Here is a 17,268-nt window from a genome sequence, read left to right on the forward strand (position 1 = left end):
GTCCGGCGAGTGTACCGGCCGCGTGATCAGGCACAAGGGCCGCTGTATCGCTCCATCGCCTCGGCATGCAGCTTGGCACTCGGCTCGGCGAAGCAGCAGAACACCACGCGCGTAACGGTCGGCGCGGCAGAGAGGCCTTCGATCGTCGTGCGCATGGCGATGTCGGCGGCCCGGCCGGCGGGGAAACGGAAAATGCCGGTCGAAATCGCGGGGAAAGCCACGGAAGTCAGCTTGTGCTCCCCGCACAGCTCCATCGAACGGCGATAGCAGGAGGCGAGCAGATCGTCCTCGCCCAACGTGCCACCGTTCCAGACCGGTCCGACGGTGTGGATCACATGGGCGGCCTTGAGCCGGTAGCCTTTGGTGATCTTGGCGTCGCCCGTCTTGCAGCCATGGAGCAAGCGGCATTCGGCAACCAGATCGGGGCCGGCGGCCCGATGGATCGCGCCGTCCACGCCGCCCCCGCCAAGGAGCGACGTGTTGGCGGCGTTGACGATGGCGTCAACGCTCAGCGTGGTGATATCGGCGACGATGACCTCGAGCTCGGCGCCGCCCATCCGGCGCGTCAGCACGGTCACGTCATCAGGCCGCGACGACGACGCCCTTGTCGGAGAAGAGCTGCTGCAGTTCGCCGGCCTGGAACATCTCGCGGACGATGTCGCAACCGCCCACGAACTCGCCCTTCACATAGAGCTGCGGAATGGTCGGCCAGTTGGAGAAGGTCTTGATGCCGTTGCGCAGTTCGGCGGATTCGAGGACGTTGAGGCCCTTATAACCGACGCCGATATGATCGAGGATCTGGACGACCTGGCCGGAGAACCCGCACTGCGGAAATTGCGGCGTGCCCTTCATGAAAAGCACCACGTCGTTCGACTTCACTTCGTTGGCGATGAATTCCTCAATGCTCATCTCGATGTCCTTCCGGGGCGGAGCCCTCACCAATCATCTCGGGCCGGCTCAGCCGATCTAACCCGATACCTGCCCATATATGTAGCCCAAACCGTTGTGCATCCAAAGTAAAATGGCGGCGACGAGGTCCCCGGCAGCCGGTTTGCCCCAGCCGGGTCCATAGGCTGATGACATCAATATCATCGCCGGAGAGGACTTTCATACCGTAACGGAGCCCCTATCTAGGACGAACCCGGTTTTTGGAACCGGGCAACGCCAACAACGTTCTCTTGTCCTGTCTGGAGAAAAACGTGACGAAACAAGCCTCCGCCACGGCCACCGCCCCGCTTTCGTCACCGTCCGGTCAGGGCAGCCTCGCCCAGAGGCTTCAGGACGCCTTTATCGCCGTCCGTCATGAGACCGAACGCCGGGCCGCGCCGCTCTCGCCGGAGGACCAGCAGATCCAATCCATGCCCGATGCCAGCCCGGCGAAATGGCACCGGGCCCACACCACCTGGTTCTGGGAGCAATTCCTGCTCGGCGAGCACGCGGCCGGCTATCGGCCCTTCCACCCCGATTTCGCATTCCTGTTCAATTCCTATTACGTCAGCGCCGGCCCCCGCCATGCCCGCAATCATCGCGGCGACATCACCCGTCCCAGTGCCGATCAGGTCGGGGCCTACCGGCAATATGTCGATGCGGCCGTCGTGAAATTCTTCGGCGAGGCCGGTGCCGATAAGCTGCGCGAAATCGCGCCGCTGGTCGAGGTCGGGCTCAACCATGAGCAGCAGCATCAGGAATTGATGTTCTCCGATATCCTGCACGCCTTCGCGCAGAATCCGGTCTATCCGGCCTACGACGCTGACTGGCGCTTCCCCTCGGCAACGCGCGCCGGCGAGGACTGGCAGGCGCTGAACGAAGGCATCCACACGGTCGGTCATGCCGATGACGGCTTTCATTTCGACAACGAGAGGCCGGCGCATCGCGCCCTGGTCGGCCCGGTCAAGATCGCACGCAATCTCGTCACCAATGCCGAATGGCTGGCTTTCATGCGCGACGGCGGTTACCGGCGTGCGACGCTCTGGCTGATGGACGGCTTTGCCGCCGCCAGCAAGGAAGACTGGCAGGCCCCCGGCTATTGGCGCGAGGTCGACGGCGCATGGCAGGTGATGACGCTGGCCGGCCTCAAGCCGGTTGATCCCGCAGCACCAGTTTGCCACGTCAGCTATTACGAGGCCGACGCCTATGCGCGCTGGGCCGGAAAGCACCTGCCGACCGAGATGGAATGGGAGGTCGCCGCGCGTTCAGGTCAGCTCAACGACGCCTTCGGCATCGTCTGGCAATGGACCCGCAGCTCGTACTCACCCTACCCCGGCTACCGCGCCGTCGAGGGCGCGCTCGGGGAGTACAACGGCAAGTTCATGGTCAACCAATTGGTCTTGCGCGGCTCCTCGCTTGCAACTCCGGAAGGCCACAGCCGTATCACTTATCGAAACTTCTTCTACCCGCACCACCGCTGGCAGTTCACCGGACTGCGGCTCGCCGACTACGAGTAGACTTTCATCCGACGACAAATGCGCGCCGGACAGCGCGTTCAGGAGAGTATCATGAATGTGCACGCCAGCGCTTTGGCCGAAGCCCATCTCCCCGACGAGCAGACCACCGCTTTCGCCCGCGAGGCGATCGAGGATCTCTCACAGCAGCCGAAAAAACTGTCGCCGAAATATTTCTATGACGCGACGGGATCGGAGCTGTTCGAGGCGATCACGAAGCTGCCGGAATATTATCCGACACGGACAGAGCTTGCGATCCTGAAGGAGCGCGGCAACGAGATCGCAAAGATCATTCCCGAGCACGCCGCGCTGGTCGAGTTCGGCGCCGGCGCGACCACGAAGGTCCGCCTGCTGCTGGGCCAATGCAAGTTCGCGGCCTATGTGCCCGTCGATATCTCCGGCGATTTCCTGAAGGCTCAGGCCAACGGCCTGAAGCGGGACTTCCCTGCGCTCGGCATCTACCCGGTCGCTGCCGACTTCACCACGCCGTTCGAGCTGCCCAAGGCAGTCGCGTCCCTGCCCAAGGTCGGGTTCTTCCCGGGCTCGACCATCGGCAATTTCGAACCGCACGAGGCGCAGGCCTTCCTGAAGAGTGCGCGTCGGATCCTCGGCAAGGGTGCGCAGATGATCATCGGCGCCGACCTCGAGAAGGACGAGCGCGTGCTGTTCGACGCCTATAACGACGCCGCCGGCGTCACCGCGCGCTTCAACCTCAATGTGCTCGTGCGCATCAACCGCGAGCTCGGCGGCAATTTCGATCTTTCGGCGTTCACCCATCGCGCGATCTACAATCGCGAGCGGCACCGCATCGAGATGCATCTGTTCAGCAAGAAGAACCAGACCGTGCGCCTCCTGGGCACGACCTTCTCGTTCCGGACCGGCGAGAGCATCCACACCGAGAACAGCTACAAATACAGCATCGAGCGTTTCGCCGCGCTGGCGCAGGGCGCCGGCTGGCGCGTGCGCGAGAGCTGGACGGATGCGGCCGGAATGTTCTCGGTGCATGCGCTGGAGGTTGCTGAGTAAGACTTCGCACCGAAGGACGAGGCGCTTGCTCAGGCCGCTCCAGGGCTCAGTGCGCCTCGGCCTTTTCGTCCTTCGACCCCAGCGACACCGACTCCCACACCGCCACCACGACCATGATCGCGCTCGTTGCGACCGACAACCAGAGCGGTGAGAGATCGGCGGCGAACCACCACAGCACCGCGAGCAGGATGATGCCGATGCCGTGCGAGAGCTGGAGGAAGCCGCGAATCGAGTGCTTGAACAGGATGGTGCCGACCAGGAACACCAACGGGCCGCCGATCGTGCTGACGATGGTGCGGACGTCCGAATGCCCTGAGGGATGCTTCAGCACCAGTTCGTCCGAGACTGCGGTCAGGATGATGCCCGCGACGATCGGCAGGTGCAGATAGGTATAGGCAAGCCGCGCCAACCGGCCGGATTCGGTGGATTTCGAGATCCACTCGGAGCCGGCCTCGGCGCCCTTGTGGAAATAGATCCACCACATCGCGATGCTGCCGACCAGCGCCGAGACGAAGGCCAGGATGTTGTCCGCAGTCCATTCCAGCTCGGCAAAGGTCGCGCCATTGACGACGACGGCCTCGCCGAGCGCAATGATGACGAAGAGCGAGCAGCGCTCCGCCATGTGGCCGCCTTCGACGGCCCAGGCCTCGACCGAGGAGAAGCCGAGCCTGGGGACCCAGAAGCGGGCCGCAGGCGAGATGTATTCGATCGTCAGGGCGACGATCCAGAACCACAGCCGGGCCTCGTCGTGAGCGAAGCCGCCGAGAATCCAGAACACTGCGGAGATGCAGAGCCAGACCAGGATGCGGATCGCATTGTGCCGGACCGCCGTCCGGTGCCGCGGCGTTGCGAACATCCAGAACGCGGTGCGCCCCACTTGCATGGTCGCATAGGCAATCGCAAACCACAGGCCCCGCCCCTCGAAAGCCGTCGGGATCGTCGTCGACAGCATGAGGCCGCCCAGCATCATTGCAAACAGCAGGATGCGGACCGGCGTCAGCTCTGGATTGAGCCAGTTGGTGACCCAGGCCGTGTAGACCCACACCCACCACACCGCCAGAAACAGCATCGTGACATGGACGGCACCGAGCGGTGTAAAATGGTGCAGCAGCGTATGCGACACCTGCGTGACCGCGAAGACGAAGACGAGGTCGAAGAACAGCTCGACATTGGTGACGCGGCTGTGCTGGTTGGGCACGATGACGCGAAACATCGCGCCGCGCGGATTGTCCGCAGCCATCATCGTCCCCCGTTGCGCTGGTCAGGTCAGGAGCAGCTTCGTCACGTACCGGGTACGCCGGTTTGCAGCGCCAGCGCATGCAACACGCCGCCCATCTGGCCGCGTAGGGATTGATAGACGATCTGGTGCTGCTGGACGCGGGACTTGCCGCGGAAGGATTCCGAGATCACGGTCGCGGCATAGTGATCGCCGTCGCCGGCGAGGTCACGGATGGTCACCTCGGCATCGGGGATCGCCGCCTTGATCATCGCCTCGATATCGTGGGCGTCCATGGGCATTCGGGTCTAGCTCCTGTCTCGGCTCATAGCCATGTCGTCGAATCACTCACCGGGGTCCCCTCGCCGGTCGAGGCCAAACTTAGCGTGAACGGCCTTCTACGTCACGCACTCAGGCACTATATCCCTGATCCCATCAGGATAAAGGCACGACAAAGTGCCGCGCGCGGCAGATCGATCGAAAAGGCGTGAAATCATGAAACTTCCAGGGCCGGACCACCCCATCACCATCACCCCGAATCCCCGGCGCGTCCGCGTCACGGCAGGCGACATCGTAATCGCCGAGACCAACAAGGCGCTGACCTTGAAAGAGGCCAAATATCCGGCAGTGCAATATGTGCCGCGAGAGGATACCAACATGGCGCTGCTGGAGCGCACCGAGCGGACCACCCATTGCCCCTACAAGGGCGACGCCAGCTATTACAGCGTCAAGGCCGACGGCAAGACGCTGGACAACGCGATCTGGACCTACGAGACGCCCTTCCCCGCGATGACGGAGATATCGGGTCACCTCGCCTTCTACCCGGACAAGGTGAAGATCGAGGAAGTGGGGTAGAGACCGGCACAGGTCTCTCCGTCATGGCCGGGCAACGTCCCGGCCATTCACGTTCTTGGCTGCTGATGATCGGCAATTTCGTTTAAGCCCGGGACAAGCCAGGCCGATAATGCTGGCGCAGTCGCTACGCCCTGAAGATCGTGAGCCCCAATATCAGCAGCAGCAGGAAGATCACCACGAAGACATAGAACAGGAAGCGGGCGACATCGGCAGAGGCGGCCGAGATACCAGTGAAGCCGAGCACGCCGGCCACGATCGAGATCAGCAGGAAAATCAGCGCCCATTTCAGGATTGTCATCACCAGCTCCGCAATTGGTGCCGCTTGCCCGCGGCCCTCACGCCCTTTTCGCGGACGCTAACTTCGCTGCATGGAACTGGTTCCTAGGGGTGTCAGGCTTGAAGACCTGCTCAAACGAGGCTTGCTGAATCCGGTTCCCGGCGGCACAGTCGCGCCCGGGAGCAGGAGCGCGGGGCGGCCATGACCACGATGTCACATTCAGCGACGATCGGCGCGGAAGCGCATGCCGCGCCGAAGAGCAAATCGCGCAACCTGTCGCTCGATCGCGCCCGAACCTTCCTGACGCTCGTGGTGCTGCTGCATCATGCCGTGATCCCCTACACGCATTTCGGTCACACCGATCCGGCCTCCTTCGCCGGTTTCGACATGATCGTGCTCGCCACCGACAGCTTCTTCATGGCGATGTTCTTCTTCCTGTCGGGCCTGTTCACCTGGCCCGGCATCGCGCGCAAGGCCCCCTCGGTGTTCCTGCGCGACCGCCTGCTGCGGCTGGGGCTGCCGTTCGCGATCGCGGCCCTCACCGTGATCCCACTCGCCTATTACGCCATCGCGCTGCGGGCCGAGCCCGAGCTGACCTTCGCTGCGTTCTGGTGGAAGACGGTGACGGCGGGCCCGTGGCCGAGCGGCCCGATCTGGTTCGTATGGGTGCTGCTTGCCTTCGACCTGACGGCAAGCCTGCTCTACCGCGTCTCGGCGCATCTGGTCGATCCCGGCAACCGCGTGTCGCTGCGCGGATTTCAGCAGCCCGTCTTGTTCTGGCTGATGCTCGTCGCCGTCAGCCTCATCGTCTATCCGCCGGCGCTGCTCCATTTCGGGACCAACAAATGGTTCGAGTTCGGACCGTTCTCGGTGCAGGCGAGCCGCATTCTGCTCTATTTCACCTACTTCTTCATCGGTGCCAGCGTCGGTGCGGCGAATTTCGACCGCGGCATTCTCGGGGCTGACGGCCAGTTGCCGAGGAGCCGCTGGTCGTGGGTGATCATCACGCTGGTCCCGTACTGCCTGATGTGGTGCATGATCTACATCAAGCGCGAGATCCTCGGTAATCCCGATCACCTGCCATACTGGTACCATTTGTTCTACGGCACGTTCTTCGTGCTGTTCTCGGCCTCGATCCTGCTCGCGATCCTCGCCTTCTTCCTGCATTCGAGGACGCCGGGGCCGACCCTGCTCGACCGCATGCAGGCGGATGCCTACGGCATCTTCCTGGTGCACTACCCGATCGCGCTCTGGATCCAATACGTGCTGTTCGACTACAGCCTGCCGGCGATCGTGAAGGCCGCTATCGGCTTCGTGCTCACGGTGATTTTGAGCTGGGGCCTGACGGCGGCATTACGGAAGATTCCGGGCGCGTCGCACGTGTTGTGAGGCTCCAGCTACGGCACCTGCCACACTCTCCGCCGTCATCCTGAGGTGCGAACCTTGCGATGCATTTGCATCGCGAGGTGAGGCCTCGAAGGATGGACCACGGGCGCTTGCAGCCGTCCTTCGAGGCGCGCAAGAGCGCGCACCTCAGGATGACGGTTGAGCTTGTCGCAACGAAGAAATCGCAGGGAGCCAACGAGCCTAGGAAAGTAACGCCTACGCCGCCTTACCGCCCATGTAGTCCGGCAGCCAGCCCTCGTGCGACCTGCGCAGCGCATCGATCGCAACAGGCGCTTCGCCGGTGATCGCGATGGCGTCGCCGCCGGTGGTGCCGATGCGCACGCAAGGCACCTCGCAGCCGCGCATCTTGGCGAGCACGCGGCCGGCTTCGGTTTCCGGCACGGTGACGAGATAGCGCGCCTGGTCCTCGCCGAACCAATAGGCCTGCGAGACCAGCGAGGTCGGCGCTGCCAGGAGCTTGGCCCCGATGCCGCTCGCCATCGCCATCTCGGCAAGCGCGATGAGGAGGCCACCGTCGGAGAGGTCGTGCACCGCAGTCGCAGTCCCCGCATGGATCATGCCGCGCACGCAATCGCCGTTGCGCTTCTCGGCGGCGAGATCGACCGGCGGGGGCGCGCCCTCCTCGCGACCGCAGATGTCGCGCAGGTAGACGGACTGGCCGAGCCAGCCATGGGTCTCGCCGACCAGCAGGATCGCCTCGCCCTCGGCCTTGAAGGCGAGCGACGCCGACTTGGTGAAGTCGTCGAGCAGACCGACGCCGCCGATCGAGGGCGTAGGCAGGATCGCGCGGCCGTTGGTCTCGTTGTAGAGCGAGACGTTGCCGGAGACGACGGGGAAGTCGAGCGTGCGGCAGGCTTCCGAAATGCCCTTCAGGCAGCCGACGAACTGGCCCATGATCTCCGGTCGCTCAGGATTGCCGAAATTGAGATTGTCGGTGATCGCGAGCGGCTTGCCGCCGACCGCTGTGATGTTGCGCCAAGCCTCGGCCACCGCCTGCTTGCCGCCCTCGAACGGATCGGCCTCGCAATAGCGCGGCGTGACGTCGACGGTCAGCGCGAGGCCCTTCGGCCCGTCCTCGACGCGCACCACGGCGGCATCGCCGCCGGGACGCTGCATGGTATTGCCCAGGATGACGTGGTCGTACTGCTCCCAGACCCAGCGCTTGCTGCACATGTCCGGCGTGCCGATCAGCTTCTCCAGCGCGGCTCCGAGCGCCATCGGCGCCGGCACGTCGCGGGCATGCACGACCGGTAGCGCGGCGGAGGGAACGTGCGGCCGGTCGTAGAGCGGCGCCTCGTCGCCGAGCTCCTTGATCGGCAGATCCGCCATGACGTCGCCGCCATGCTTGACCACGAAGCGCTTGCTCGGCGTGGTGTAGCCGACCACGGCGAAGTCGAGGCCCCACTTCTTGAAGATCGCCTCGGCTTCCTTCTCCTTCTCGGGCTTGAGCACCATGAGCATGCGCTCCTGGCTCTCCGAGAGCATCATCTCGTAGGCGCTCATGCCGGTCTCGCGGGTCGGCACCGCGTCGAGATCGAGGTCGACGCCAAGATCGCCCTTGGCGCCCATTTCCACGGCCGAGCAGGTCAGGCCCGCCGCGCCCATGTCCTGGATGGCGATGACGCAGCCCTTCTCCATGATTTCGAGGCACGCCTCGAGCAGCAGCTTTTCGGCGAAGGGATCGCCGACCTGCACGGTCGGGCGCTTCTCTTCGGACTTGTCGTCGAACTCGGCCGAGGCCATCGAGGCGCCGTGGATGCCGTCGCGCCCGGTCTTGGAGCCGAGATAGACGATCGGCATGTTCACGCCGGAGGCGGCCGCATAGAAGATCTTGTCGGCATCGGCGAGGCCGACCGCCATCGCGTTGACGAGGATGTTGCCGTCATAGCGGGTGTGGAAGCGGACCTGGCCGCCGACCGTCGGCACGCCGAAGGAGTTGCCGTAGCCGCCGACGCCGGCAACGACGCCGGACACGAGATGCCGGGTCTTGGCATGCTCGGGGGCGCCAAAGCTCAGCGCGTTCAGGCAGGCGATCGGGCGCGCGCCCATGGTGAAGACGTCGCGCAGAATGCCGCCGACGCCAGTGGTCGCGCCCTGGTAGGGCTCGATGTAGCTCGGGTGGTTGTGGCTCTCCATCTTGAAGACCACCGCCTGGCCGTCGCCGATGTCGATCACGCCGGCATTCTCGCCCGGGCCCTGGATCACCCAGGGCGCCTTGGTCGGCAGGCCCTTGAGATGGATGCGAGAGGATTTGTACGAGCAGTGCTCGTTCCACATTGCCGAGAAGATGCCGAGCTCGGTGAAGGTCGGCTCGCGCCCGATCAGCTTCAGGATGCGCTCGTATTCGTCGGGCTTGAGCCCGTGGGCGGCAACCAGTTCGGGGGTGATCTTGGGTTCGTTCTTCATGGCTTCAGGGGCTTTCGGCGGCGGTTTGGCCGTTCTTAGGAACATCCGGGGCTCGCGAAAAGCCCTTTATGGCCCATTTTCCCGCTGTCCCACGTTTTGCAGACGGGGGCGGCGGGAACAGGAATTGCACGGCGCGGACGGATCGGATTTAAGGGCTAAAGACCCGCAATTGAAGGCCCATTTCCTTGCACGAATTGACCAAAGCGCCCCCGCCCCGCCGGCCCGACCTCCACATCGCCACCGAGGGCGAATTTGTGGGCTGGCGGACCTGGATTCGCGACAGTTTTGAAGCCCATGTCGGCCCCTTCTGGCACCGGATCGAGGCCGACGGCAACGTCCGCAGCGCCTTCCGGGTCGAGAAGAAGCACCTCAACGGCTCCGGCAACGTCCACGGCGGCTGCTACATGGCCTTTGCCGACTACTCCCTGTTCGCGATCGCCACCCATGTCCTGGACAGCCGGGCGGTGACGACCAATTTTGCCTGCGAATTCCTCGATGCGGCACGCGAGGGCGAACTGATCGAGTGCGCCGGCGAGGTCACCCGCGCCGGCGGCTCGCTGATCTTCCTGCGCGGCAAGATGACGTCCGGCGACCGGGTGCTGCTGACCTTTTCCGGCACGATCAAGCGGATGAAGCGGAAGGCGCTCCCTCAGCCAAACGCATAGCTCGGCGCCTTCCCTTTTCGCGCGCCCTCGCCCAGACTTCCCGGCAAGCGCTTATCGCGCCGGGGAGCAGAATCAAGGTGCCGCAGAGCACATCGGAGGCGGGTCGCGCGACGGCGGCCGCATCGAAGCCGTTGCCGTCCATGGCCGCCACCGGTGCGCGCAGCTGGCGCGATTATGCGCTGCTGCTCGCGCTCGCCTGCTGCTGGAGCTCGACTTATCCGCTGGCCAAGCTCGCGCTCCCCACCATCCCGCCCATCACCTTCATCTCGGCCCGCTCCCTGATCGCGGCCGCCTTCCTGTTCGCGATCCTGTGGATGCGCGGCATCAGGATCCCGACCGACCCAAAGGCCTGGAAGCTGTTCGCGACCCAGCAGCTGATCAACTCGACCTTCCCGTTCCTGATCATCACCTGGTCGCAGCTCTACGTGCCGGCTTCGAACACCGTGGTGCTGGCCTCGACCACGCCGATCTTTGCCTTCCTGATCACCTCGCTGATCACCCGGCACGAGCCGGCCACGCTGCTGAAGCTCGCCGGTGCGATTCTGGGCCTTGCCGGCACCGTCGCCATTGTCGGCCTCGATGCGCTGCGCGGCTTCGGCAGCGAGATCGTGGCGGAGATCGCGATCCTGCTCGCCACCATCTCGTTTGCCTGTGCCACGATCTTCGGCCTGCGCCTGTCCGAATACGATCCGATGATGGTGGCGGCCGGCTCGCTGCTGTTCGGCGGCTTCATCCTGCTGCCGCCCTCGCTGATCATCGACCAGCCCTGGACGCTGCACCCGACGCCGACGGCCATCGTCGCCACCATCGTCATGGGCATCGTCTCGAGTGCACTCGGCCTGATGCTGTTCTATGTCTGCCTTGGCCGGCTCGGCACGCTGACCACCAACGCCCAAGGCTATCTGCGCATCCCGATCGGCGTCGGCCTCTCCGTGCTGCTGCTCGGCGAGAGCGTGCCGTCGAATCTCGCGCTCGGGCTATTGCTGGTGATGGCCGGGGTTGCGGCCATGACGGTGCCGGCGGAGAAGTTGAAGTTGCGATAGCTACTGCTTGGCGTCGTCCGCCAGCATCTTCCGGTATTTCTCGACGTCGCGGGTCACCAGCTTTTGCAGCACTTCGGGCGCATGCTCGTCGGCATCGGGGGCGACGGTCGAAAGGTCGGCAAAGCGCTTCTTGACCGCGCCGGTTTCCACGGCGGTGCGCGCGGCGGCGTTCAGCTTGGCAATCACGGCCGGCGGCGTCCCCTTCGGCGCGAACAGGCCGTTCCAGCCCTGCGCCTCGAATTCGGGCAGGCCGGCCTCCGCGGAGGTCGGCAGGTCCGGCAGCGTGGCGAGCCGCACGGTGGAGCCGACCACGAGACCCTTCACCAATTTCTCGTTGATCGACTGCGAGACCGAAGCCGCCGCATCGCAGACGCCGTCGATCTGGCTGCCGACCGCGTCGGTGAGCGCGGGCGCGGCGCCGCGATAGCCGACCAGCGTCGCGTCGATCCCCGCTGACGTGACGAAGCTCTTGCAGATCAGATAGTTCGAGGAGCCGACGCCGGCATGGCCGAGATTGATCTTGCCCGGATTGGCCTTGGCGTAGGCGACGAACTCTTTCAGGTCCTTGGCCGGAAAATCCTTGCGCAGCGCGATGATGCCGAACGTCTTCGCCACCATGGCGATCGGCACGAAGGACTCCGGCGTGAACGGCAGCTTCGGATAGATCGTGTAGGTCGCGGCATTGGTGCCGGCATTGCCGATCGCGATGGTGTAGCCGTCGGGCTCCGCACGCGAGGCGCGCGCCAGCGCGGTCGAGCCGCCGGCGCCGGCGACGTTCTCGATCACGATGGTCTGGCCGAGCGCGATGCCCATCTGCTCGGCCACCGCGCGCGCGATCACATCCGAGGTGCCGCCGGCCGCGAACGGCACGATCATGGTGATCGGACGCTTGGGGAAATCCTGCGCGAAGGCGCCGGTCGCGAGCGAAAATGACGCCAGCGACAGCGCCGCGATCGCAGCGAGCGACCGCTTCAGCACGAAGGAAATCACGCGGCCTTTTCCAGATGCGCGGTGAGGCCGGCGAACAGGCCACGACCGTCGGTGCAGCCCATGATGTCTTCGACGTGGTTTTCCGGATGCGGCATCATCCCGAGCACGTTGCCCTTGTCGTTGACGATGCCGGCGATCGAATGCGCCGCGCCGTTGATGTTGGATTGATCGTCGACGGCGCCATCCGGAGAACAATAGCGATAGAGCACGCGCCCCTCACCCAGCAACCGCTTCACCGTCTCTTCGTCGGCTGCATAATTGCCCTCGCCATGCGCGACCGGCACGCGGATGACCTGGCCGGCATTGTAGCCGCGCGTGAACGGCGTATCCGAACGCTCGACCCGCAGGTGAACATCCTTGCAGATGAATTTCAGCCGCGAATTGCGCATCAGGATGCCCGGCAGGAGGCCGGACTCGCAGAGGATCTGAAAGCCGTTGCAGACGCCGAGCACGAGGCCGCCCTTGGCCGCATAGTCGCGCACCGCATCCATCACCGGCGCGCGGGCCGCGATGGCGCCGCAGCGCAGATAATCGCCATAGGAGAAGCCGCCGGGCACCACCACGAGATCGGTGCCTGATGGCAGCGACGTCTCGGCGTGCCAGACCATTGCCGGCTCGTGGCCCGAGATCAGCCTCAACGCACGCGCCATGTCGCGCTCGCGGTTGATTCCGGGAAAGACGAGGATGGCGGCTTTCATGTTCGGGTTCCGGCGGTGACGGGAATCGGGCTGGCCAAGGGGCCATTTCGTGAAGAGACATAGCCATTTGACGGGGATTTTACCAGTGCTAGCCTTGCCGGATGGCCTTGTACACAGGCCATAGCCACGGCACTTCTGCCTGACGATTTTGCCCGGGATTGAAGCCATGAACGTCCCGTCGCTCCCCGCATCTCCCTCCGAGCCGGTATCCACCGAGGGCGTCGTCGCGGCCGGCGCCTATGTCGACGGCCGACGCGTCGCCAATATCGCCATCAGCGAAGCCTCGAGCTGGCGGGCCAAGCCCGGCCATGTGGTCTGGATCGGCCTGCATGAGCCCGACATGGCGCTGCTCGAAGCGGTGCAGAAGCAGTTCGATCTGCACGAGCTCGCCATCGAGGACGCCAATCACGCCCATCAGCGGCCCAAGATCGAGCAATATGGCGAGGCCCTCTTCATCGTGGCGCGCACCGCGCAATTGATCGAGGGCCGCATCGCCTTCGGCGAGACGCACATCTTCGTCGGCGAAGGTTATCTCGTCTCCGTGCGCCACGGCGCTTCGACGTCCTACAAGCCGGTCCGCGAGCGTTGCGAGAGCTGCCCGCGGGCGCTCGCCCGCGGCGAGGACTACATCCTCTACGCCATCCTCGATTTCATCGTCGACAATTACTCGCCAGTGCTGGAAAGCATCCACGACGAGGTCGAGGGCATCGAGGACGACGTGCTCTCCAAGCCGATCAGCAAGGCGCAGATCGAGCGGCTCTACATGCTGCGCCGCGACCTCTTGCGGCTGCGCAACGCGATCGGACCGCTGGTGGAAGTGTGCCGCCGGCTGGAGCATGACGAGCTGGCGATGGTGCGGCAGGCCATGCAGCCGCTGTTCCGCGACGTCACCGATCACGTCCGCAACATTCAGGAGCGCATCGATTCCATGCGCGAGGTGCTGGCCTTCGCCTTCGAGGCGAGCCTTCTGGTCGGCCAGGCCCAGGAGACGGCGGTGTCGAAGAAGCTGGCCTCGTGGCTCGCGATCATCGCCATCCCGACCGCCCTCGCCGGCATCTACGGCATGAACTTCAAGCACATGCCGGAGCTGGAATGGGAGTACGGCTACTTCATGCTGCTCGGCGTGATGCTGACGGCGTGCACCGCGCTGTACTGGCGGTTTCGCCGGGCGGGGTGGCTGTGACGCACTCGACCAACGCTATCGAACAGGCCCCTCGTTCAATTCAAGCCTGCGCTCGATCCGGTCAAGCCGCCCTTCATGCCTCACCAGCGTGGCATGAACCCCCGCAATCTCCTGAAAGACACTCGTGACATCCTGGCGAGCGGCATTTTGAGACGTCCGCAACGCCAGAATTTCCTGCTTCATTTCATCGATCTTGCCATCGACCTGCGCCAACCGCGCCTGGATCGATTTCAACACCTCGAACATGAGCTCGGCCGTCACGTCGGGCATTTTGGCTTAATCCCTATGCTTTCATCTCGATAGCATAATTCTCGATCACGGTGTTCGCCAGCAGCTTGTCCGCAGCGTCCTTCAGCGCAGCCTCCGCCTTGGCCTTGTCGGCGCCGGCGAGCTCGATGTCGAACACCTTGCCCTGGCGGACGCTGGCAACGCCGTCGACGCCGAGCGATTTCAGCGCGCCTTCGATGGCCTTGCCTTGCGGATCGAGAATACCCGTTTTCAAGGTAACGGTGACACGTGCCTTCACGTCAAAATCCTCTTCAGCTCTTCACCAGCACCGGGCCGGAGCCCTGCGGACGCTCGTTCTCCATGAGGATGCCGAGGCGCTTTGCAACTTCCGTATAGGCTTCGAGCAGCCCGCCGAGGTCCCTCCGGAAGCGGTCCTTGTCGAGCTTCTCGTTCGACTTGATGTCCCACAGACGGCAGCTATCCGGCGAGATCTCGTCGGCGACGATGATGCGCATCATCTCGTTCTCGAACAGGCGCCCGCACTCCATCTTGAAGTCGACGAGGCGGATGCCGATGCCGAGGAAGAGGCCGGTGAGGAAGTCGTTGACACGGATGGCAAGCGCCATGATGTCGTCGATCTCCTGCGGCGTCGCCCAGCCGAAGGCCGTGATGTGCTCTTCCGACACCATGGGGTCGTTGAGCTGGTCGTTCTTGTAATAGAATTCGATGATCGAACGGGGCAGCTGCGTGCCTTCCTCGATGCCGAGGCGCTGCGACAGCGAGCCGGCGGCAACGTTCCGCACCACCACCTCGAGCGGCACGATCTCGACCTCACGAATCAACTGCTCGCGCATGTTGAGGCGGCGGATGAAATGGGTCGGCACCCCGATGTCGTTGAGGTGCTGAAACAGGTACTCCGAGATCCGGTTGTTGAGGACGCCCTTGCCCTCGATCACCTGATGCTTTTTCGCATTGAACGCGGTGGCGTCGTCCTTGAAGTGCTGGATCAGGGTGCCGGGCTCCGGGCCTTCATACAGAACCTTTGCCTTGCCTTCATAAATGCGACGCCGACGGCTCATGGGGATGTACCGTGTTTTGTTGAAATCCATGAATTTGGTGTGCTCCGGTTGACTAGGATTACGACCCACAGCGGAGCTGCCGTGAACGACTGGGAACCGATCCATGCCCTCAGGAAACCTGAGGAAACAGAACGGGAACCAAGCCTTTAGGCAACCTATCCGATTGGCTGTCCCAGCACAATCGATCCGGCCGTCCGGCGCCAACTTATACCGTCTTGCCTGCGGCTTAACGGCCCGTTGTTTTGCCGATTCGTGCCCCTTATGTAGGCATGCACCGGGGCCCTCGCAACGAGGGCCTGCCGGCTCCAGTCAGCAGGGATTTGCAATAGGCATGAGCGAGATCAACAAGCGCGAGGAAGGCTTTGAGAAGAAGTTTGCCCTCGACGAGGAGCAGAAATTCAAGGCGGAGGCCCGCCGCAACCGGCTGCTCGGGCTGTGGGCCGCCGAGAAGCTCGGCATGTCAGGCGACGCCGCCACGGCCTATGCCAAGGAGGTTGTCGCGGCCGATTTCGAGGAAGCGGGCGATGCCGACGTCCTGCACAAGATCACGACCGATTTCGCCGCCAAGAACATCGCCGTCACCGAACAGGCGATTCGCGCCAAGATGAGCGAGCTGCTCGCGGTCGCGGCCGCCGAGGTGAAGGCGGGGAAATAATCCATTCAGGCAAGACGCCGGCGCGCAACAACCTTGCGCGCCGGCGTCTTTCTTCTGACGTTTTGCTTTTTGACCGTCTGCGTGGCCGAGACGTCCTGCCCGGCGTAGTTGCGGCGGATGGTGTCGAGCAGGCGCCCTGCGGCAGCGCTCAGAAAGCCATCGCGACGCGTCACGAGGACAGTGTCCTGGTCCGCGGCAAGATCGCCGACGGCGATCGTCGCGATCGAGGCGGCGCGCAGCTCCTCATCCACATGGCTTCGTGCCAGCAGCGCAAGACCGAAGCCGGCCTCCACGAGGCGCTTCTGCGCGGTGAGGCTGTCGACGGCGGTCCATTCGACTTCGCCGAACCCTTTCGTGAGAAACAGCGCGAACACATGGGCCGCGGCGATCTCGCGGCGTCCGCGCGTTTCCGGAAATGCGATCCAGCGTTCACCGCGAAGCTCGGCAAGCCGCTTCACGCGCTTGCCGGCCAGCGGATGATCGGGCGCACAAACGACCTGCAACGCCTCGGTGAGCACCAGCTCGCAGGCGAGATCGCCGGCGCGGTCGACGTTGTAGCGCAGGCCGATCGTGGCCTCGCCGCGCCGGATGAGATCGCTGACCTCCGCGCTGGTCGCCGTCCGCAACGTCAGCGTGACCGCCGGATTTTCCCGGGCGAACCGCTTCATGATGGTCGAGAGGCGGCCATCGGCGAGCGTGCCGGTCACGGCCAGCGAAACCGGCCCCGCATTCTCTTTGGTCAATGCACGTATCGCCTGTTCGGCATCCTGCGCCGCAGCGACCGCGCGTTCGGCATAGGGGATCAGCACGCGCCCGGCATCGCTCAGCCGGGTGCGGCCTGCCTCCCGTTCGAACAAGGGCACGCCGAGCTCCTGCTCCAGCAACGCGATTCGGCGCGAAATCGCCGGCTGTGAACGGTGCAGGAACTTCGCGGCATTCGAGATCCCGCCCCTGCGATGCACCGTCAGAAAGGTGTTGAGGGCGTCGCTGTCCATGCCAACCTCATGCAAAAAGCTGATGATATCTGCAAGAATAACAAATTTGGCGGATGGCGAAAACGCGCCTAAGTCTCCCTCGACCGACAACACGGAGACGAGCC

20 protein-coding genes are annotated in these 17,268 nt (G+C 64.2%); 8 read left to right on the forward strand and 12 right to left on the reverse strand.

Annotation, left to right across the window (positions count from 1 at the left end; translation table 11 throughout):
* Positions 1-26: 26 nt before the first annotated feature.
* Both Q0743_RS09420 and grxD read right to left on the reverse strand, forming a co-directional pair.
* Positions 27-578, reverse strand: a complete 552-nt coding sequence (locus tag Q0743_RS09420; protein ID WP_298241260.1) for an O-acetyl-ADP-ribose deacetylase — start codon at positions 576-578, stop codon at positions 27-29.
* 4 nt (positions 579-582) lie between these two features.
* Entirely contained in the window at positions 583-909 is a 327-nt protein-coding gene (gene grxD, locus Q0743_RS09425) for a Grx4 family monothiol glutaredoxin (RefSeq protein ID WP_174718880.1), read from the reverse strand.
* Between the two features lie 239 nt (positions 910-1,148).
* On the opposite strand from grxD, the gene egtB reads away from it, so the two are divergent.
* Positions 1,149-2,444 carry an ergothioneine biosynthesis protein EgtB gene (gene egtB / locus Q0743_RS09430; protein ID WP_298241261.1) on the forward strand — a complete coding sequence of 432 codons (1,296 nt, stop codon included), beginning with the start codon at positions 1,149-1,151 and terminating at the stop codon, positions 2,442-2,444.
* Between the two features lie 51 nt (positions 2,445-2,495).
* The gene (gene egtD, locus Q0743_RS09435; RefSeq protein WP_298241262.1) at positions 2,496-3,467 is read left to right on the forward strand and encodes an L-histidine N(alpha)-methyltransferase; all 972 of its coding nucleotides are present in this window, start codon (positions 2,496-2,498) and stop codon (positions 3,465-3,467) included.
* Positions 3,468-3,513: 46 nt separating this feature from the next.
* On the opposite strand, the gene Q0743_RS09440 is transcribed toward egtD, so the two are convergent.
* Positions 3,514-4,707: a low temperature requirement protein A gene (locus Q0743_RS09440; protein ID WP_298241263.1), complete on the reverse strand. Its 1,194-nt coding sequence runs from the start codon at positions 4,705-4,707 to the stop codon at positions 3,514-3,516.
* Between the two features lie 41 nt (positions 4,708-4,748).
* Positions 4,749-4,985: a BolA family protein gene (locus Q0743_RS09445; RefSeq protein WP_011088461.1), complete on the reverse strand. Its 237-nt coding sequence runs from the start codon at positions 4,983-4,985 to the stop codon at positions 4,749-4,751.
* A gap of 193 nt (positions 4,986-5,178) precedes the next feature.
* Here Q0743_RS09445 and Q0743_RS09450 point away from each other — a divergent pair, with 193 nt between their 5' ends.
* The gene (locus tag Q0743_RS09450) at positions 5,179-5,538 is read left to right on the forward strand and encodes a DUF427 domain-containing protein (protein ID WP_298241264.1); all 360 of its coding nucleotides are present in this window, start codon (positions 5,179-5,181) and stop codon (positions 5,536-5,538) included.
* 124 nt (positions 5,539-5,662) lie between these two features.
* Here Q0743_RS09450 and Q0743_RS09455 read toward each other — a convergent pair whose 3' ends face one another.
* Positions 5,663-5,836: a DUF1328 domain-containing protein gene (locus Q0743_RS09455; protein ID WP_298241265.1), complete on the reverse strand. Its 174-nt coding sequence runs from the start codon at positions 5,834-5,836 to the stop codon at positions 5,663-5,665.
* A 180-nt stretch (positions 5,837-6,016) separates the two neighbouring features.
* On the opposite strand from Q0743_RS09455, the gene Q0743_RS09460 reads away from it, so the two are divergent.
* Positions 6,017-7,204 carry an acyltransferase gene (locus tag Q0743_RS09460; RefSeq protein ID WP_298241266.1) on the forward strand — a complete coding sequence of 396 codons (1,188 nt, stop codon included), beginning with the start codon at positions 6,017-6,019 and terminating at the stop codon, positions 7,202-7,204.
* Positions 7,205-7,417: 213 nt separating this feature from the next.
* Here Q0743_RS09460 and purL read toward each other — a convergent pair whose 3' ends face one another.
* The gene (purL, locus tag Q0743_RS09465; protein WP_298241324.1) at positions 7,418-9,628 is read right to left on the reverse strand and encodes a phosphoribosylformylglycinamidine synthase subunit PurL; all 2,211 of its coding nucleotides are present in this window, start codon (positions 9,626-9,628) and stop codon (positions 7,418-7,420) included.
* A 185-nt stretch (positions 9,629-9,813) separates the two neighbouring features.
* Here purL and Q0743_RS09470 point away from each other — a divergent pair, with 185 nt between their 5' ends.
* Together Q0743_RS09470 and Q0743_RS09475 are read left to right on the forward strand one after the other, a co-directional pair.
* Entirely contained in the window at positions 9,814-10,293 is a 480-nt protein-coding gene (locus Q0743_RS09470) for a PaaI family thioesterase (RefSeq protein WP_298241267.1), read from the forward strand.
* Positions 10,294-10,370: 77 nt separating this feature from the next.
* On the forward strand, positions 10,371-11,336 hold the full coding sequence (locus tag Q0743_RS09475) for a DMT family transporter (RefSeq protein ID WP_298241268.1): 966 nt from the start codon (positions 10,371-10,373) through the stop codon (positions 11,334-11,336).
* Here the strand turns inward: Q0743_RS09475 and Q0743_RS09480 are convergent, their stop codons facing one another.
* Both Q0743_RS09480 and purQ read right to left on the reverse strand, forming a co-directional pair.
* Positions 11,337-12,326, reverse strand: coding sequence for a tripartite tricarboxylate transporter substrate binding protein BugD (locus Q0743_RS09480; protein ID WP_298241269.1), 990 nt, complete (start codon positions 12,324-12,326; stop codon positions 11,337-11,339).
* Positions 12,323-13,024 carry a phosphoribosylformylglycinamidine synthase subunit PurQ gene (gene purQ, locus Q0743_RS09485; protein WP_298241270.1) on the reverse strand — a complete coding sequence of 234 codons (702 nt, stop codon included), beginning with the start codon at positions 13,022-13,024 and terminating at the stop codon, positions 12,323-12,325. Before purQ ends, Q0743_RS09480 begins: the two co-directional genes overlap by 4 nt.
* Before the next feature lie 166 nt (positions 13,025-13,190).
* Between purQ and Q0743_RS09490 the strand changes: the two genes are divergently transcribed.
* Positions 13,191-14,207: a magnesium and cobalt transport protein CorA gene (locus tag Q0743_RS09490; protein ID WP_298241271.1), complete on the forward strand. Its 1,017-nt coding sequence runs from the start codon at positions 13,191-13,193 to the stop codon at positions 14,205-14,207.
* Between the two features lie 15 nt (positions 14,208-14,222).
* Here the strand turns inward: Q0743_RS09490 and Q0743_RS09495 are convergent, their stop codons facing one another.
* Genes Q0743_RS09495 through purC form a run of 3 tightly spaced genes read right to left on the reverse strand, consistent with a single transcriptional unit; the run spans position 14,223 to position 15,514 of the window.
* Positions 14,223-14,477, reverse strand: coding sequence for a hypothetical protein (locus Q0743_RS09495; RefSeq protein WP_298241272.1), 255 nt, complete (start codon positions 14,475-14,477; stop codon positions 14,223-14,225).
* A gap of 13 nt (positions 14,478-14,490) precedes the next feature.
* Positions 14,491-14,733, reverse strand: coding sequence for a phosphoribosylformylglycinamidine synthase subunit PurS (gene purS / locus Q0743_RS09500; RefSeq protein ID WP_128950927.1), 243 nt, complete (start codon positions 14,731-14,733; stop codon positions 14,491-14,493).
* A 13-nt stretch (positions 14,734-14,746) separates the two neighbouring features.
* Positions 14,747-15,514, reverse strand: coding sequence for a phosphoribosylaminoimidazolesuccinocarboxamide synthase (gene purC, locus Q0743_RS09505; protein WP_173015815.1), 768 nt, complete (start codon positions 15,512-15,514; stop codon positions 14,747-14,749).
* 331 nt (positions 15,515-15,845) lie between these two features.
* On the opposite strand from purC, the gene Q0743_RS09510 reads away from it, so the two are divergent.
* Positions 15,846-16,169 carry a DUF1476 domain-containing protein gene (locus Q0743_RS09510; protein ID WP_298241273.1) on the forward strand — a complete coding sequence of 108 codons (324 nt, stop codon included), beginning with the start codon at positions 15,846-15,848 and terminating at the stop codon, positions 16,167-16,169.
* 5 nt (positions 16,170-16,174) lie between these two features.
* Here the strand turns inward: Q0743_RS09510 and Q0743_RS09515 are convergent, their stop codons facing one another.
* Entirely contained in the window at positions 16,175-17,257 is a 1,083-nt protein-coding gene (locus tag Q0743_RS09515) for a LysR family transcriptional regulator (RefSeq protein ID WP_298241274.1), read from the reverse strand.
* Positions 17,258-17,268: the final 11 nt, after the last annotated feature.

The sequence above is a fragment of the uncultured Bradyrhizobium sp. genome, assembly GCF_936943645.1.
Taxonomy (GTDB): domain Bacteria; phylum Pseudomonadota; class Alphaproteobacteria; order Rhizobiales; family Xanthobacteraceae; genus Bradyrhizobium.

Coding starts and splice junctions, on each gene's coding strand:
- Q0743_RS09440 (WP_298241263.1), bottom strand. CDS start 4,707: ATGGCTGCGGACAATCCGCGCGGCGCGATGTTTCGCGTCATCGTGCCC.
- grxD (WP_174718880.1), bottom strand. CDS start 909: ATGAGCATTGAGGAATTCATCGCCAACGAAGTGAAGTCGAACGACGTG.
- Q0743_RS09510 (WP_298241273.1), top strand. CDS start 15,846: ATGAGCGAGATCAACAAGCGCGAGGAAGGCTTTGAGAAGAAGTTTGCC.
- Q0743_RS09445 (WP_011088461.1), bottom strand. CDS start 4,985: ATGCCCATGGACGCCCACGATATCGAGGCGATGATCAAGGCGGCGATC.
- Q0743_RS09460 (WP_298241266.1), top strand. CDS start 6,017: ATGACCACGATGTCACATTCAGCGACGATCGGCGCGGAAGCGCATGCC.
- purC (WP_173015815.1), bottom strand. CDS start 15,514: ATGAGCCGTCGGCGTCGCATTTATGAAGGCAAGGCAAAGGTTCTGTAT.
- Q0743_RS09490 (WP_298241271.1), top strand. CDS start 13,191: ATGAACGTCCCGTCGCTCCCCGCATCTCCCTCCGAGCCGGTATCCACC.
- Q0743_RS09455 (WP_298241265.1), bottom strand. CDS start 5,836: ATGACAATCCTGAAATGGGCGCTGATTTTCCTGCTGATCTCGATCGTG.
- purQ (WP_298241270.1), bottom strand. CDS start 13,024: ATGAAAGCCGCCATCCTCGTCTTTCCCGGAATCAACCGCGAGCGCGAC.
- Q0743_RS09450 (WP_298241264.1), top strand. CDS start 5,179: ATGAAACTTCCAGGGCCGGACCACCCCATCACCATCACCCCGAATCCC.
- purL (WP_298241324.1), bottom strand. CDS start 9,628: ATGAAGAACGAACCCAAGATCACCCCCGAACTGGTTGCCGCCCACGGG.
- egtD (WP_298241262.1), top strand. CDS start 2,496: ATGAATGTGCACGCCAGCGCTTTGGCCGAAGCCCATCTCCCCGACGAG.
- Q0743_RS09495 (WP_298241272.1), bottom strand. CDS start 14,477: ATGCCCGACGTGACGGCCGAGCTCATGTTCGAGGTGTTGAAATCGATC.